The organism is Microbacterium sp. NPDC055665 (genome assembly GCF_053618035.1).
The window spans coordinates 228,115-243,404 of the sequence record NZ_JBSHGY010000004.1; the positions used below are offsets into that span (position 1 = coordinate 228,115).

Here is a 15,290-nt window from a genome sequence, read left to right on the forward strand (position 1 = left end):
GTACGAACCGGCCCCCTGTGCGCGTGCGCAGGGGGCCGGTTCGTTTGCAAGAGGGTGGTTCGGCGGTCAGAACCAGGCGCTCTCGCGCACCTCGCGCATGGCGACCTTGCGTGTCTCCGGATCGAGGCGCGTCAGGAAGAGCTTGCCGTCGAGGTGATCGGTCTCGTGCTGCAACGCCTGGGCGAGCAGACCCTCCCCCTCGAGCACCACCGGTTCGCCGTCGAGGTCGATGCCCTCGACCCGCGCCCACGGGTAGCGCTGGGCGTCGTGCCAGAGGCCAGGCACCGAGAGGCATCCCTCCCCCGTCGGCTGCGGCTCGCCGCGCACCTCGGTGAGGACGGGGTTGAGCACGTATCCGATATCGCCGTCGATGTTGTAGCTGAAGGCACGGAGCGCGACACCGATCTGCGGCGCGGCGACGCCGGCACGCCCGGGGAGCTCGACGGTGTCGACGAGGTCGGCCACGAGGGCCCGCACACCGTCGTCGATCTCCTCGATGGGTGCGCAGACGCTGCGCAGAACCGGGTCGCCGAAGATACGGATCTCACGCACCGACATCAGGCGGCCTTCGCCCGCAGGCCCTCGACCAGCAGTGCCGCCAACTCTCGGGCGGCGATCCGGGTCTCCGGGAGCAGGTTCGCGAACACGATCGTCCCTCCGCCGGCGATCTGCGGGTCATAGGGAACGCGGACGACGCTTCGCGCGCGGGTGGCGAAATGCGCCTGCAGTTCATTCAGTCGCACCAGCGGGGTTCCCGGTGTCGACTGGTTGAGGACCACGATCGCATCGCGCGCCTGCTCCGCGTAGCCGTTGGTCTCGAGCCAGGTGAGGGTCTCGGAGGCCAGCCGCGCCTCGTCGACGCTGAGTCCCGAGACGATGACGATCTGATCGGCGAGATCGAGGGTGGCCGACATCACCGAGTGGACGATGCCGGTCCCGGTGTCCGTCAGGACCAGGGAGTAGTAGTGCGCGGCGACGTCGGCGACATCGCGATAGTCGCTGTCGCTGAAGGCTTCGGCGATGCGCGGGTCGGAGTCGGAGGCGAGCACGTCGAGTCGTGTCGCATCCCTCGCGACGATGGCCGAGATGTCGTGATATCCCTTGACGTCGTCGTGGATCCGGACCAGATCGCGCACGGACTTGCTGTGGTGCGGACGCACGATGCGCTCCGCCAGCGTGCCCCGATCGGGGTTGGCGTCGACGGCGATCACCCGATCCTCACGGGCGTCGGCCAGGGCCATGCCGAGCAGGGCGGTGATCGTCGTCTTGCCGACGCCGCCCTTGCGCGAAAGCACGGGGACGAACCGCGCGCCGCCGGCGAGCGGAGCGGCGATCCTCGCCGACAACGCCTTGCGCTCACGTGCACGACGGCCGTCGCCGATGTTGATGCGCCGCCCCGAGACGGCGTAGAGGAAGTGGCTCCACGCTCCCTCCGGCTCGGGCTTCGAGACCCGGTGGGGGTCGAGCAGCCGGTCTGCGGTCAGGAGGTCGGCCGATTCCCTCGAGGAGTCGCCCAGATCATCCAGGCGCTTGGATGTGAGCGTGACGTCGACTCGCGGCGCGGAGCGCACGGGCTGAGACGCGACGGACTTCTGGTCATCGGGAGTGGACACGGATCTGTTCTCCTTCTGGACGGACGCTCGCGCGGGCGTCGGTGCAGCGACCTTCGGTGCAGCGGGCGCCGATGCAGCAGGCGCCGATGCGATGTCGGCCTTCGCTCTGGCGAGGAAGCGCTCGGCGGTAGCCGCCTCTTCGGACCGATCGCCGACGTCGTCCGGCGTATCGACCTGCGCGGTGGCGTCGGGCTCTTCGATGATCACGGCATCGATGATGTTCTCGGACCGCGGATGGACGAGCGGAGGGGAAGACACCGGGGCGTCGTCGATCGCGGTGGCATGGACGCCCGACGGCTCGACGACCTCGACTTCGGGCTCCTCGACCTCGGGCTCGGGCTCCTCGACAACCGGCGCCGAGCGCACGAGATCTTCGGTCGCGGCCTTCTTCGGGGCCGGGATCGCGCCCGCTGCCTTCTCCTTCTTCGGCTTCTTCGCAGCGGTCGCGCGCTCCATCGGAGCAGCGGTCTTGTGCGGGGAGGACTCCCCCGGTGCCAACGGCTTGACGGTGGATGCGGGGTGCGCCTCGGACTGTGCGGCGACGGGTGGGTCGATCACGAGATCGCCGACGACCTCGCCCTCGATGACCCCGTCGTCGGTGAGGTCGTCGTCCTCGTCCTTGGGCAACGTCACACTCACCTGCGCGGTCCCGCCGAGGATGCCGATGCCGGCCGTGTCGAGCGATGCGGCCTCATCCAGCATCCCCAGCGGGTTCTCCTCGGGGTCAGCAGTGTTCTTCGGTGTCACGATCTCGCTCCCAGCCTGCGCGGGCCTCGGGATGCGCACACAGTGCGCAGGCCTCGCCCGCACAAGATTAGTGCGCGGGGCGGATCACGACCAAAAGATCTCCCGCGTCCACCTGCTGCGTCTCGGCGATCGCATGGCGTTCGATGATGCCGTCGACGGGTGCGGTGATGGCCGCTTCCATCTTCATCGCCTCGATCGACGCGACGGGCTCGCCGGCTCGAACGGTCGCTCCGACCTCGGCCTTCAGGGTGACGACGCCCGAGAACGGAGCCGCGACCTGCCCGGGGACAGAGGTGTCCGCCTTCTCCACCTCGTGCGCATCGACGGCGATCGCGCGATCTCGCACGAACACGGGGCGAAGCTGGCCGTTGAGCGTCGTCATGACGGTCCGCATGCCCTTGTCGTCCGCCTCACCGATGGCTTCGATGCCGACGTAGAGCTGCACTCCGCGATCGATCTCGATCATGTGCTCCTGCCCGGCGACCAACCCGTAGAGGTAGTCGCTGGTGTCGAGCACCGAGAGATCGCCGAACAGCTCACGACGCTCCGCGAATTCCGCGCTCGGTCCGGGGAACAGCAGGGTGTTCAATCGTGTCCGTCGCTCGGCGCTGGTGCCGGCGAGTGCCGCCTCGTCCTCCGACGTGATCTCCGTGAGGCCGAGTCGCACCGAGCGTCCGGCGAGAACTTTGGTACGGAAGGGCTCCGGCCACCCGCCGGGAAGATCACCGAGCTCACCCGCCATGAAGCCGACGACCGAATCCGGCACGTCGTACTTCTCCGGGTTCGCCTCGAAATCGGCAGGATCCGCCTTCACGGCGGCGAGGTGGAGCGCCAGGTCGCCGACCACCTTCGACGAAGGGGTCACCTTCGGCACGCGGCCAAGGATCCGGTCGGCGGCCGCGTACATGTCCTCGATGAGCTCGAAGTCGTCCGCCAGGCCCAGCGCCTTCGCCTGCTGACGCAGGTTCGAGAGCTGACCGCCGGGGATCTCGTGGTGGTAGACGCGTCCGGTCGGCCCCGGAAGCCCCGACTCGAACGGCGCGTACGTCCGACGGACCGCTTCCCAGTAGGGCTCGAGATCGGACACTCCATCGAGCGGGATTCCGCTGTCCCGCTCGGTGTGCGCGAGAGCGGCGACGAGCGAAGACAGGGACGGCTGGCTCGTGGTTCCGGACAGAGGTGCCGACGCCGCGTCCACCGCATCGACGCCCACGGCGCTGGCTGCGAGGAGCGTGGCCAGCTGACCGCCCGGGGTGTCGTGCGTGTGCAGGTGCACCGGGAGGTCGAACCGCTCCCGCAGCGCCGCGACGAGCTTCGCGGCGGCCGCCGGGCGCAGCAGACCCGCCATGTCCTTGATCGCGATGATGTGCGCGCCCGCCTCGACGATCTGGTCGGCGAGCTTCAGGTAGTAGTCGAGCGTGTAGAGGTCTTCGGCGGGGTCGAGCAGATCGCCGGTGTAGCACAGTGTCACCTCGGCGACGGCCGTGCCGGTCTTGCGGACGGCTTCGATCGCCGGCCGCATCTGCTCGACGTCGTTGAGCGCGTCGAAGATGCGGAAGATGTCGACGCCACTGGCGGCCGCCTCCGCGACGAACGCCTCGGTGACCGCTGTCGGGTACGGCGTGTAGCCGACCGTGTTGCGCCCGCGCAGGAGCATCTGGATCGCCACGTTCGGCAAAGCGGCACGTAGCTTGTCGAGGCGTTCCCACGGGTCCTCGCCGAGGAACCGCAGGGCGACGTCGTAGGTCGCACCACCCCAGGCCTCGACGGACAGCAGGCCGGGGGTCAGCCGCGCCAGGTAGGGGGCAGCGGCGACGAGGTCTTTCGTGCGGACCCGGGTCGCCAGGAGGGACTGGTGCGCATCGCGGAAAGTGGTGTCGGTGATCGCCAGGGCGGTCTGCTCGCGGAGGCTCCGGGCGAAGCCCTCCGGCCCGAGTTCGAGGAGCCGCTGACGAGAGCCTGCCGGCGGCTCCGCGGTCAGATCGACCGTCGGCAGCTTCGACGAGGGGTCGATCACACCCGGGTGGGCGCCGTGCGGCTTGTTGACGGTGACGTCGACCAGCCAGTTCAAGTACTTCGTCCCGCGGTCCTTCGAGACCCGACCGCGCAGAAGCTCGGGACGCTCATCGATGAACGAGGTGCTCACATCGCCCGCGATGAACGCGTCATCCTCCAGCAGAGCCTGCAGGAAGGGGATGTTGGTGGAGACACCGCGGATGCGGAACTCCGCCAGCGCACGACGTGCTCGGGCGACGGCTGCGGGGAAGTCGCGACCACGGCAGGTCAGCTTCGCCAGCATGGAGTCGAAGTGCGGGCTGATCTGCGCGCCCTGGTGGACGGTTCCGCCGTCGAGACGGATGCCTGCACCGCCGGGCGAACGGTAGGTCGTGATCTTCCCGGTGTCGGGGCGGAAGCCCTGCGTCGGGTCCTCGGTCGTGATCCGGCACTGCAGCGCCGCGCCCCGCAGATGCAGGTTCTCCTGCTGCAGGCCGAGGTCCGCGAGGGTCTGACCGGACGCGATGCGCATCTGGCTCTGCACGAGGTCGACGTCGGTGACCTCCTCGGTGACCGTGTGCTCCACCTGGATGCGCGGGTTCATCTCGATGAAGACGACCTCGCCCGTGCGCTCCCCCGCCGTCTCGAGCAGGAACTCCACCGTGCCGGCGTTCTCGTAGCCGATGGACCGTGCGAACGCGACCGCATATCCGTGCAGCGCGGTGCGGACGCTGTCGTCGAGGTTCGGCGCCGGAGCGATCTCCACGACCTTCTGGTGACGCCGCTGCACCGAGCAGTCGCGCTCGAACAGGTGCACGGTCTCGCCGGTCTTGTCCGCGAGAATCTGCACCTCGATGTGCCGGGGGCGCACGACCGCTTGCTCGAGGAACATCCGGGCATCGCCGAAGGCGCTGGCCGCCTCGCGCATGGCCTCGGCCAGCGCGGGGGCGAGATCGCCGAAGGATTCGACTCGGCGCATGCCGCGTCCGCCACCACCCGCGACCGCCTTGGCGAACAGCGGGAATCCGATGTCCTCGGCCTGGGCGACGAGAGCATCGACGTCATCGGAGGCCTCGGTGGAGCGGAGGACGGGTACACCGGCTTCGATCGCGTGACGCTTGGCCTCGACCTTGTTCCCCGCCATCTCCAACACGTTGGACGGAGGTCCGATGAAGACGATGCCGTTGGCTGCGGCCTTCTCGGCCAGCTCAGGGTTCTCCGAGAGGAACCCGTACCCGGGGTAGATCGCATCCGCACCCGACTCGAGAGCGACACGGATGATCTCGTCGACGTTCAGGTACGCGCGGACAGGATGTCCGCGTTCACCGATCTCGTAGGCCTCATCGGCCTTGAGCCGGTGCACCGAGCCGCGGTCCTCATGCGGGAAGACCGCGACGGTGCGCGCCCCCACTTCGACTGCCGCACGGAATGCGCGGATCGCGATCTCGCCGCGATTCGCCACAAGGATCTTCTGGAACATGCACACCTCTGAAAGCTCGATGCGCAGCGTTTTCGATGCGCATGGGGCGGGGCTGAGTGTTCCCTCAGCCTAGGGGAAGGTAACGTGGTGTCCGTGCACGTACTCAGCGTCAGCTCTCTCAAGGGAGGCGTCGGCAAGACGACCGTGACACTCGGGCTGGCCTCAGCGGCTTTCGCTCGAGGAGTCCGGACTCTCGTCGTCGACCTCGATCCGCAGTCCGACGTCTCCACCGGGATGGACATCCAGGTGGCCGGACGACTCAACATCGCCGACGTCCTGGCGAATCCGAAGGAGAAGGTGGTCCGTCAGGCGATCACCTCCAGCGGCTGGGCGAAGGTCCACCCCGGCACCATCGACGTGCTGATCGGAAGCCCCTCCGCTATCAACTTCGACGGACCGCACCCGAGCGTGCGCGACGTCTGGAAGCTCGAGGAAGCGCTCGCCTCCGTCGAGGCCGACTACGACCTCGTGCTCGTCGACTGCGCGCCGTCGCTGAACGCCCTCACCCGCACGGCCTGGGCCGCGAGTGATCGCGTCATGGTCGTCACAGAACCCGGGCTCTTCTCGGTCGCCGCAGCCGACCGTGCGCTTCGCGCGATCGAGGAGATCCGTCGCGGCCTCTCTCCCCGGCTGCAGCCGCTCGGCATCGTCGTGAACCGCGTGCGCCCGCAGTCCATCGAGCACCAGTTCCGCATCAAAGAGCTGCGCGACATGTTCGGCCCCCTCGTGCTCTCCCCGCAGCTCCCGGAGCGCACCTCCCTGCAGCAGGCGCAGGGTGCCGCCAAGCCGCTGCACATCTGGCCCGGTGATTCCGCACAGGAGCTCGCCGCCGACTTCGATTCGCTGCTCGATCGCATCATCCGCACCGGACGGATCGCCGTTCCCGAGAGCGGTCCGCAGAGCTGACACCCGCCACGCGCACAGCGAAACGGCCATCCTCATCGAGGACGGCCGTTTTCTGTATGACGGGACGTGCGATCTAGGCGGAGCGCTTGGTCCGGCGGGCCGAGAGTTCGTCGACCGGATCCGGAGCGGTCGCGTCGAACGCGACGAGCGTCGACTCCACCTCGCGGAGGACCTTGCCGACCGCGATGCCGAAGACGCCCTGGCCTCGGCTCACGAGGTCGATGACCTCATCGTTCGAGGTGCACAGATAGACCGAAGCGCCATCGCTCATGAGGGTCGTGCCGGCGAGATCGCGGATACCCGCGCGTCGCAGCTCTTCCACGGCGGTGCGGATCTGCTGCAGAGAGATGCCCGTGTCGAGAAGGCTCTTCACGAGCTTGAGCACGAGGATGTCGCGGAATCCGTACAGGCGCTGCGAACCGGAACCGCTCGCTCCGCGAACGGTGGGTTCCACCAGCTCGGTGCGCGCCCAGTAGTCCAGCTGACGGTAGGTGATGCCGGCGGCACGAGCGGCGACCGCACCGCGGTAGCCGACCTCGTCGTCCATGGCCGGAAGACCGTCCGTGAAGAGGAGTTCGGGTACGAACCGCGGGTCTGCTGCGAGCTCATCCGCATTCATCTGAAATCCTCCCTGGAACGGTTATCTTCCACGGTAGAGCAGTGCCTGGGCACCGGCAATCACATCCGCGGGACCGCGAAGGTGTGTCGCAACCAGTTCGTTACGAAAGCACGCGCGACAGCGCGTCCTTCACGAAGAGCGAGCGCACTTCGTCGATCCGCGCGGCCAATTCCGGCGCCAATTCACTGGCCTTGGCCCGCGACGGCGCATCCGTCCGACGCAGCAGTGCGGACATCGCCGATTCGATGAGCGCGACCTCGCGGTCTGCTCCCTGACGCAGCGAGCGCAGGTGCCGGGGCTCGATGCCGTGGCGGTCGAGGGCGACGAGACCACGCAGCAGCGTGACCGTCGCCTCCGGGTAGCTCTCCTGCGCGACGATGACGCCGGTGCTGATCGCGTCGTTGAGCAGCTGCGGACCCGCGCCGGCCGCAGCCAGCAGCTCATCGCGTCGATATCGGCGTGGCGCCGGCGCGATGGAGGGCGGCGGAGCGAGCGGAGCGGCCTCCCCGCCGGCATCGACCTCGTCGAGCTGCTCGCGGATCACGCTCAACGGAAGGTAGTGGTCGCGCTGAAGAGTGAGTCCGAGACGCAGTCGCTCGATGTCCGCCGCGGAGAACTTGCGGTAGCCGGATTCCGTACGAGAGGGGCTGACGATGCCCTGCACCTCGAGGAAGCGCAGTTTGCTGGAGGTGAGGTCGGGGAACTCCGGTGTGAGCCGAGCGAGGACCTGGCCGATGCTCAGCAAGCCCGCGGACGCGGAACGTTCGCGGGCGGGAGTAGCCGCCATCAGTCGTTCGCCGCCGCGCGATCGCGAGGGGAGGCGAAGAAGTTCAGGCGGAACTTGCCGACCCGCAGTTCGGAGCCGTCGACCAGCGGGCTGCGGTCGACGCGCTCCCCGTTGACGTACGTTCCGTTGAGCGAGCGTTGGTCGATGATCTCGAACGTCGACCCGGTGCGGGTGATCTCCGCGTGACGACGGGACACGGTGACGTCGTCGAAGAAGATGTCGGCCTCGGGGTGACGGCCGACCGTGGTCACGTCGGTGTCGAGGAGGTAGCGGGCACCGGCGAGAGCGCCGGAACGGACCAGCAGCAACGCCGATCCTGCGGGCAGGGCGCTGATCGCACTCTGCTCCACGTCGGTGAGTTCCACTCCGAACGGCACGAAAGACAGGTCGGAATCGTGCCCGAACGTCTGCGTCACGTCGTGTCTCTGCTCACCGGAACGGTGGATCGCGGCTTCTCCGGCCGGTCGGCTGTCGCTGTCAGTCACAGTGCCCTCCTTGGTTTTCCAGACTAACGGATGCCGAGGCGCTCGCGGGAGGCAGCTTGCGTACTCAGCCATCACATACCGCGGATTCATAGGGTGGACTCGTGAAGATCAAAGCTCTGCGCCATCCGGCCGCCCCGATCACCCTCGCCGTGACACTGCTCGCTGCGTTCCTCGTTCTCTTCTCCCCGGTCTCCGCCTCCGCGCACGACGCGCTCGTATCGTCGTCTCCGGCCGCCGATGAGTCGGTCGACACCGTGCCGGAAGAGCTGACGCTCACCTTCAGCGCGAAGCTCATCGACGGCGAGGGCGCGACCGAGGTCGTCGTCACCGCCCCCGACGGCTCCTCTGTCTCCGATGGCGCAGCGACGGTCGACGGCGCGATCGTGACGCAGCCGCTGCGGGGCTCGGGTCCCGCCGGCGACTATCACGTCATCTGGAAGGTCGTCTCCAGCGACGGCCACCCCACCTCCGGCGAGTACTCCTTCACCGTGACCGTCGGAGACGACGCGACACCGACCGAGGAACCCACTGCCGCCCCCACCACCGCGGCGCCGACGGCCGAGCAGACCGCAGCCCCCGAGGCGACCACGACCCCGGCAGCGGATTCCGACGACACCACGGACGGATCGCCGTGGGTCTGGGTGCTTGCGATCGTCGCTGTCCTGGTGGTCGCCGGCGTGGTCATCTGGATCGTCCTGAGCCGTCGCCGTGGCGGTTCCGCGTCCGGTTCCGACGCCCCGACGGAGCGATAGGCTTAAGGCATGCCACACTACGACGTCGTCATCCTTGGTGCAGGTCCTGGCGGATACGTCGCTGCGGTTCGCAGCGCGCAGCTCGGTCTCTCCACCGCCATCATCGAGGAGAAGTACTGGGGCGGTGTCTGCCTCAACGTCGGCTGCATCCCCTCCAAGGCTCTTCTGAAGAACGCGGAGCTCGCACACACGCTCAACCACAAGGCCGAGTTCTTCGGCATCTCGGGTGAGTTCACGATCGACTACGGCAAGGCGTTCGACCGCAGCCGTGTCGTGGCCGACGGTCGCGTCAAGGGCATCCACTTCCTGATGAAGAAAAACAAGGTGACCGAGTACGACGGTCGCGGCACCTTCACCGGTCCGAAGGCGATCTCGGTCGCCAAGGCCGACGGCACCACCGAAGAGGTCACCTTCGACAACGCGATCATCGCGACCGGCTCCAAGGTCCGCCTGCTCCCCGGAGTGCAGCTCAGCGACAACGTCGTGACCTACGAGGAGCAGATCCTCAGCCGTGAGCTCCCGAAGTCCATCGTCATCGTCGGCGCCGGTGCCATCGGCATGGAGTTCGCCTACGTGATGACGAACTACGGCGTCAAGGTCACCATCATCGAGTTCCTCGACCGCGCGCTCCCCAACGAAGACGCCGATGTGTCGAAGGAGATCACGAAGCAGTACAAGAACTACGGCGTCGATATCCTCACCTCCACCAAGGTCGAGTCGGTCGTCGACAACGGCTCGTCCGTGACCGTCTCCTACACCGGCAAGGACGGGCAGCAGTCGTCGATCGAGGCCGACAAGGTGCTCATGTCGGTCGGCTTCGCCCCGAACATCGAGGGCTTCGGACTCGAGGCGACCGGTGTCAAGCTGACCGAGCGCGGCGCGATCGACATCGATGACCACATGCGCACCAACGTCGAAGGCATCTACGCCATCGGCGACGTGACCGCCAAGCTGCAGCTCGCCCACGTGGCCGAGGCGCAGGGCGTGGTCGCGGCCGAGACCATCGGCGGCGCCGAGACGCAGACGCTGGGCGACTACCGGATGATGCCGCGCGCGACGTTCTGCTCGCCGCAGGTCGCCTCGTTCGGTCTCACCGAGCAGCAGGCCAAGGATGAGGGACGCGAGATCAAGGTCGCGACGTTCCCGTTCATGGCGAACGGCAAGGCGCACGGCCTGGGCGAGCCGGTCGGCTTCGTCAAGCTGATCGCCGACGCCGAGCACCTCGAGCTCATCGGCGCCCACATGATCGGCCCGGACGTGTCCGAGCTGCTGCCGGAGCTCACGCTGGCCCAGAAGTGGGACCTCACGGCGCTCGAACTGGCCCGCAACGTGCACACGCACCCGACGCTGTCGGAGGCGCTGCAGGAGGGCTTCCACGGCCTCGCAGGCCACATGATCAACTTCTGATCCACCCTCTCGAAGGCCCGGTCCCGCGCAATGCGGACCGGGCCTTCGTGCGTCAGCGGCACGAGCGTCAGAGGCCGTGCGTCAGAGGCCGTGCGTCAGAGTCCGCGCATCGTGAGGAGCCCGGCCGTCCAGCCCCGGACCGGCGGCGCGCCGAGCGCGCGCATCAGCAGCTCCCTGCCGCGGACCACGGGCATCGGCGCCAGAGCACCCATCGACATGTAGAACGCCGAGCGACGCTGTGCGCGCGAGGCGGAGCGCAGCACGTGCCACTCGAATCTCGCCAGCTCCGGCATCCGATGGGGCAGCGACCGCACGAGCTCGGACGCGAGACGTCGGGCGTCCACCCAGCCCAGGTTCATCCCCTGCCCGCCGATCGGACTGATCTCATGCGCGGCATCCCCGAGGAGCACGACCCGGCCCCTGGTCAGCCGTGTCGCTCGGTGCTGCGCGGCGACGAAGGAGGTCGGCTCCGCGTCGGGCGGGAGCTCGATGCCGAGCCCGGTGCGCGCCTCGATCGTCCTACGGAAGGCATCGGCGTGGTGCAGGTCCTCTCCCACGCCGTGGCGGACCACCCACCGCCTGCGTCCGCCGGGAAGCGGAAACGACTCGACGAGACCTGCGGGTTCGCAGTGCAGCACCGCACGGTCCCCCGCTCCGGGGTCGTCGATGTCGATCATCGAGTACGAGGCACGCCCGGCACGACGTCGCCACCCGACGTCGAGATCCCCGCGGAGACGGCTCCGCACGCCATCGGCGACGACCACCATCGACGCCGTGTACTCGCGGGGGCCTCCAGCGGTCTCCCCCGCCACCAGCACGGCATCCGCGTCCTGCCGGAGAGTCCGCACGGTGCATCCGGAGATCAACGCATCCGGCGAGAGTGCCTGCACGCGGGCTCGGAGCAGCGCGCTCGTCCGCGGCTGCGGGAGGATCAGGACGGGACGGTCCGGCGCGAAGGTCAGCGTCGCGAGTGTCCGTCGGCGGCTGCGTACCTCTCCACCGTCGAGCCGCAGCGCTTCGGACCGGACGTCCGTGCCGATGCCGACCGCATCGAGAGCATCCAGCCCCGGCCGATGGATGCCGATCGCTCTGGTCCGAGCGTCGGCATCCGTCTGCCGCTCGCAGACCACCACGCGCAACCCGTCCTGCAGCAGCAGACACGCCAGGAGCAGACCAACGGGGCCTGCTCCCACGATCAGCACGTCATGATCGGGCACTGCCTTCCTCCCACCGCAGCTCCAGTCGCGAGGGCAGTCCCCCGCGGACGGTCCACCCGGTCGGAGCGATCGCCGTCAGCTCGGCGGCCGTGTACGAGCGACGGATGCTGATGAGTCCGTCCTCGCGGATGAACGAATCGGCGAGGAGGGTGCGCGAGATCGGCCAGGTCGCGGCAGCGAACAGCACGTGAGCGGTCCGGCTCCGGGCGATGTCGTGGTGGGACACCAGCCCGTTCGGCGCGACGAGTCGCACCGAGTCGCTGAGCATCGTCTGAAGCTCGTCTGCGTCCAGGTGGTGCAGCACGTGGTTCGACAGCACGACGTCGTAGGTGTCGCCCGCGTCGACCAGCTCGGAGGTCAGCGCGCGTCGGTAGTGGATGCCGGCCCCGCGGTCGTGCGCCGAGGCCCATCGGATCGCGCGCTCGTCGGCGTCGAGAGCGGTGATCTCGGCGTCGAGCCCGTCGCGACGCAGCCGCCCGGCGAGCAGGCGGCAGAGGTCTCCCCCGCCGGCACCGACATCGAGGATGCGCAGTCGCCCCGACCGCTCCGCGCGCGGCCGGATGTCGCGACGATAGAGCGTGCCAGGACGGGAGACCAGCGCATTCACGAAGCCGAAACGTCCGTAGGTCCGTGCGAGCATCCGTGCATCGGCGTGCGGGTCGTCCATCAGCTCAGGGGTGTCGACGTCCCTGACCGCCAGGACTGGACTCATGAGGTCGAAGGGGCGACGACGGTGAACAGCGCGCTCTCGGCCGTCAACCCCGGGCCGAAGGCCATCGCGGCGACGCGTTCCCCCGCTGCAGCCTCTTCCTCCTCCAGGATGCGCTTGAGCACGAAGAGCACGGTCGCACTGGACATGTTGCCGTTCTCGCGCAGGACTTCGCGGGCGGGGTGCAGCTGCGCATCGCTGAGATGCATCCGCTCCTGCACTCGGTCCAGGATGCTGCGGCCGCCGGGGTGGATCGCCCAGTGCTCGACCTTCTCCCCCACCCGCCCCGCCTCGAAGGCCTCGGCCATCTCCGCATCAGCGGAGTACAGCGGCCGGAGGGCGCCGATGATGGTCTCCCCGATGATCTGCGGAACGGCGGTGGAGAGGATCATCTCGAAACCGCTGTCGCCGATCGTCCAGGCCATGTCCTTCTCGCCCTCCGGCGCGATGGCCGTGTGGAAGCGGTCCAACCGCAGGGCGGGTGAGGCCGACGCAAGGTCCCGGGCCGTGACGATGCCGGCCGCGGCGCCGTCGGCGAACAGGGAGGAGGCGACGATCGTGTCGGGGTTCTCCGAGGAGCGCAGATGCAGAGTGCAGAGTTCGACGCTGACGACCAGGACCACCGCGTTCTCGTCGGCGATGCAGAACTGACTCGCCGCCCGCAGCGCCGGCATGGACGCGTAACAGCCCATGAACCCGAGATGGAACCGCTGAACGGCGTCGGACAGCCCGAGTGCGCGCACGATCTCGTACTCCGGGCCGGGAGCGTGGAACCCGGTGCAGGACACCGTGATGACGTGCGTCACATCCTCCGGGCCGATCTCGGGGTCGGCATCCAGGGCTTTCCGTGCGACGTCGACGAAGAGCTTCGCAGCCTCGCGGGTGTAGATGTCGTTGCGTGCCTTGGTGCCCGGGGCCAGCAGCTCTCCGGAACGCCGGTCGAAGAAGACGGGCTCGGCCACGTCGGATTCGAGCGACAGCTCGTCGATCACGGTGTGGCGGCGGTCGATGCCCGAGACGTTGAACGACGTCGTGACGATCCGCTGTGCCAAACGCCCGAGGTCGGGCTGCTGGGCGAAGACGTCGCGCACCTGCTCCTGGACGAGAACGGTGTCGGGGACGATCGTCTGCAGCGATCGGAGCACAGGCGGTCGACTCATGCTGTCACTCAAGCATGCGGTGTCGCCCCGGGGGAAGGGGTTGCGTTCGGCCCTGCGTCTGACTAGAAGCCGAGGGCGCGGGCGAGCTTGGAACCGGATGCCGATTCCCGGCCTCCCGCGGCCAGGACGGCACGCTCCACGGCATCGAAGAAGGCGGCGCGCGCGCCGTCGTCGGCCGGAGCTGCGGGACCGAGTTCCATCTCCCACTCCCGCCATTCGCGCTGCACATCGCCCCGGAGATCCGTCGCCTGCACCCGGTCGTCGACGAACTCGGCCACGACCCCGGCTGGGCCCGTGAGGAGGTAGGCGGTGCGGTCGTTCCGGATGCGGGCGAGCGGGGTGAGCGGAGCGGTCGTCCATGCGGACACGGTCTCGGCCACGGCCGCGGGCAGCGCATCGCCCTCACCGAGCGGCCAGCCGAGTTCGAGACGGCCGTCGCCCTGTCGCGGTCCCTTCACGTGCCAGCCCTCGTCCGGACCGCCGGTGCGACGGCGCAGCGCCACCCCGGCACGGGCGAGATCTCCGTCGGCGGTGTCGAAGTACTGCGCGTCGAGCGCCCGGGCCTCCCCGGCGGTGACGGCGTCGACCCCGGGAATCGCTTCCCAGACCGGCAGCGGGGTCTCACCGTCGACGTCGTACTTGCGCTCGACCTCGACCGTGCGGGACGGTTCAGTCATCGTCGTTGAGAGTGAGATCCTCGAGAGACTCTTCGAACCAGTAGTCGACCTCGGTCGGCCCATCGGTCGGGCCGGTGTTCTGCGGTTCGCTGCGGCGGTTGTACACCACCTGCGTCTCGCTGTAGGGGACGATCAGCTTGTCGTCCGCGTCGCCGAGGGGGATGATCTGCCCGTCGAGCGGGCCGCCGTGAAGCCGTGCAAGTGCCATGTGCTTCAGGGTAGCCCCGACATCGGACTATCCGTGCGAGACCCGGCGGATTCAGCCCAGGACGACACCGAGGAGAGCACCCGCGATCATCCACGGGCCGAAGGCGATGCGGGTGGCACCGTGCGCTCGGCGCAGGAGGATGAGCACGAGTGCGTACAGCGCCCCGAGCACGAAGGCCGAGGCGGCGCCGATCGCGAGCGACTGCCAGCCGTGCCAGCCCAGCGCGAACCCGATGACCGCGGCGAGCTTCACGTCGCCGCCGCCCATCCCGGCACGGCTGATCCCGCGCAGCACGGCGTAGAAGCCACCCAGGATCACCATGCCGAGGAGGGCGCGGAGGAACGCGGTGCCCTGCCCCGTGACCAGCGCGTCGAGGGCTGCGAGCAGGATCAGCACGGCGAGCGTCGGCAGCACGATGCGATTCGGGAGGCGGTGGGTGCGCGCGTCGATCACGATCAGCCATGCGCCGACGCCCGCCAGCATGACGTGCACGAGTGAGATGAGTGCGAGTCGCGGGTCCATAGGCGC

General features: G+C 68.6%; 15 protein-coding genes. 3 read left to right on the plus strand and 12 right to left on the minus strand.

All coding sequences use genetic code 11. The features are described 5' to 3' along the window. Positions 1–66 precede the first annotated feature (66 nt). The 3 genes from def to ACWGO6_RS12780 all read right to left on the minus strand — a co-directional run bounded on the left by def (position 67) and on the right by ACWGO6_RS12780 (position 5,835). Positions 67–558, minus strand: coding sequence for a peptide deformylase (gene def, locus ACWGO6_RS12770; RefSeq protein ID WP_136042191.1), 492 nt, complete (start codon positions 556–558; stop codon positions 67–69). After that, positions 558–2,360, minus strand: a complete 1,803-nt coding sequence (locus ACWGO6_RS12775; protein ID WP_452326882.1) for a MinD/ParA family ATP-binding protein — start codon at positions 2,358–2,360, stop codon at positions 558–560. The genes def and ACWGO6_RS12775 overlap by 1 nt, the downstream gene beginning before the upstream one ends. Positions 2,361–2,427: 67 nt before the next feature. Then, the gene (locus ACWGO6_RS12780; protein ID WP_452326883.1) at positions 2,428–5,835 is read right to left on the minus strand and encodes a pyruvate carboxylase; all 3,408 of its coding nucleotides are present in this window, start codon (positions 5,833–5,835) and stop codon (positions 2,428–2,430) included. Between the two features lie 93 nt (positions 5,836–5,928). Between ACWGO6_RS12780 and ACWGO6_RS12785 the strand changes: the two genes are divergently transcribed. Continuing rightward, the gene (locus tag ACWGO6_RS12785; RefSeq protein ID WP_029261541.1) at positions 5,929–6,741 is read left to right on the plus strand and encodes a ParA family protein; all 813 of its coding nucleotides are present in this window, start codon (positions 5,929–5,931) and stop codon (positions 6,739–6,741) included. Between the two features lie 73 nt (positions 6,742–6,814). Here the strand turns inward: ACWGO6_RS12785 and ACWGO6_RS12790 are convergent, their stop codons facing one another. The 3 genes from ACWGO6_RS12790 to ACWGO6_RS12800 form a co-directional block, all read right to left on the minus strand. Next, a complete protein-coding gene (locus ACWGO6_RS12790) occupies positions 6,815–7,360 on the minus strand; it encodes a MerR family transcriptional regulator (RefSeq protein WP_136042194.1) in 546 nt (181 codons plus the stop codon). 100 nt (positions 7,361–7,460) lie between these two features. After that, entirely contained in the window at positions 7,461–8,147 is a 687-nt protein-coding gene (gene ftsR / locus ACWGO6_RS12795) for a transcriptional regulator FtsR (protein WP_136042195.1), read from the minus strand. Then, on the minus strand, positions 8,147–8,632 hold the full coding sequence (locus ACWGO6_RS12800; RefSeq protein WP_029261538.1) for an FHA domain-containing protein: 486 nt from the start codon (positions 8,630–8,632) through the stop codon (positions 8,147–8,149). Before ACWGO6_RS12800 ends, ftsR begins: the two co-directional genes overlap by 1 nt. Before the next feature lie 101 nt (positions 8,633–8,733). Between ACWGO6_RS12800 and ACWGO6_RS12805 the strand changes: the two genes are divergently transcribed. After that, positions 8,734–9,384 (plus strand): copper resistance CopC family protein, encoded by a 651-nt coding sequence (locus ACWGO6_RS12805; protein ID WP_452326884.1) that lies wholly within the window; start codon positions 8,734–8,736, stop codon positions 9,382–9,384. Between the two features lie 9 nt (positions 9,385–9,393). Next, positions 9,394–10,791, plus strand: a complete 1,398-nt coding sequence (gene lpdA / locus ACWGO6_RS12810; protein WP_376106872.1) for a dihydrolipoyl dehydrogenase — start codon at positions 9,394–9,396, stop codon at positions 10,789–10,791. A 95-nt stretch (positions 10,792–10,886) separates the two neighbouring features. Here the strand turns inward: lpdA and ACWGO6_RS12815 are convergent, their stop codons facing one another. From ACWGO6_RS12815 to ACWGO6_RS12840, 6 genes are all read right to left on the minus strand, one after another. Beyond that, positions 10,887–12,008 (minus strand): FAD-dependent oxidoreductase, encoded by a 1,122-nt coding sequence (locus ACWGO6_RS12815; RefSeq protein WP_452326885.1) that lies wholly within the window; start codon positions 12,006–12,008, stop codon positions 10,887–10,889. Further along, positions 11,995–12,720, minus strand: a complete 726-nt coding sequence (locus ACWGO6_RS12820) for a methyltransferase domain-containing protein (protein ID WP_452326886.1) — start codon at positions 12,718–12,720, stop codon at positions 11,995–11,997. The genes ACWGO6_RS12815 and ACWGO6_RS12820 overlap by 14 nt, the downstream gene beginning before the upstream one ends. Continuing rightward, positions 12,717–13,877, minus strand: a complete 1,161-nt coding sequence (locus ACWGO6_RS12825) for a type III polyketide synthase (RefSeq protein ID WP_452326887.1) — start codon at positions 13,875–13,877, stop codon at positions 12,717–12,719. Before ACWGO6_RS12825 ends, ACWGO6_RS12820 begins: the two co-directional genes overlap by 4 nt. A 62-nt stretch (positions 13,878–13,939) precedes the next feature. After that, positions 13,940–14,554 (minus strand): CYTH domain-containing protein, encoded by a 615-nt coding sequence (locus tag ACWGO6_RS12830; RefSeq protein WP_452326888.1) that lies wholly within the window; start codon positions 14,552–14,554, stop codon positions 13,940–13,942. Then, entirely contained in the window at positions 14,547–14,762 is a 216-nt protein-coding gene (locus ACWGO6_RS12835; RefSeq protein ID WP_136042202.1) for a response regulator, read from the minus strand. The genes ACWGO6_RS12830 and ACWGO6_RS12835 overlap by 8 nt, the downstream gene beginning before the upstream one ends. 51 nt (positions 14,763–14,813) lie before the next feature. After that, the gene (locus tag ACWGO6_RS12840) at positions 14,814–15,284 is read right to left on the minus strand and encodes a prepilin peptidase (RefSeq protein ID WP_452326889.1); all 471 of its coding nucleotides are present in this window, start codon (positions 15,282–15,284) and stop codon (positions 14,814–14,816) included. Positions 15,285–15,290: the final 6 nt, after the last annotated feature.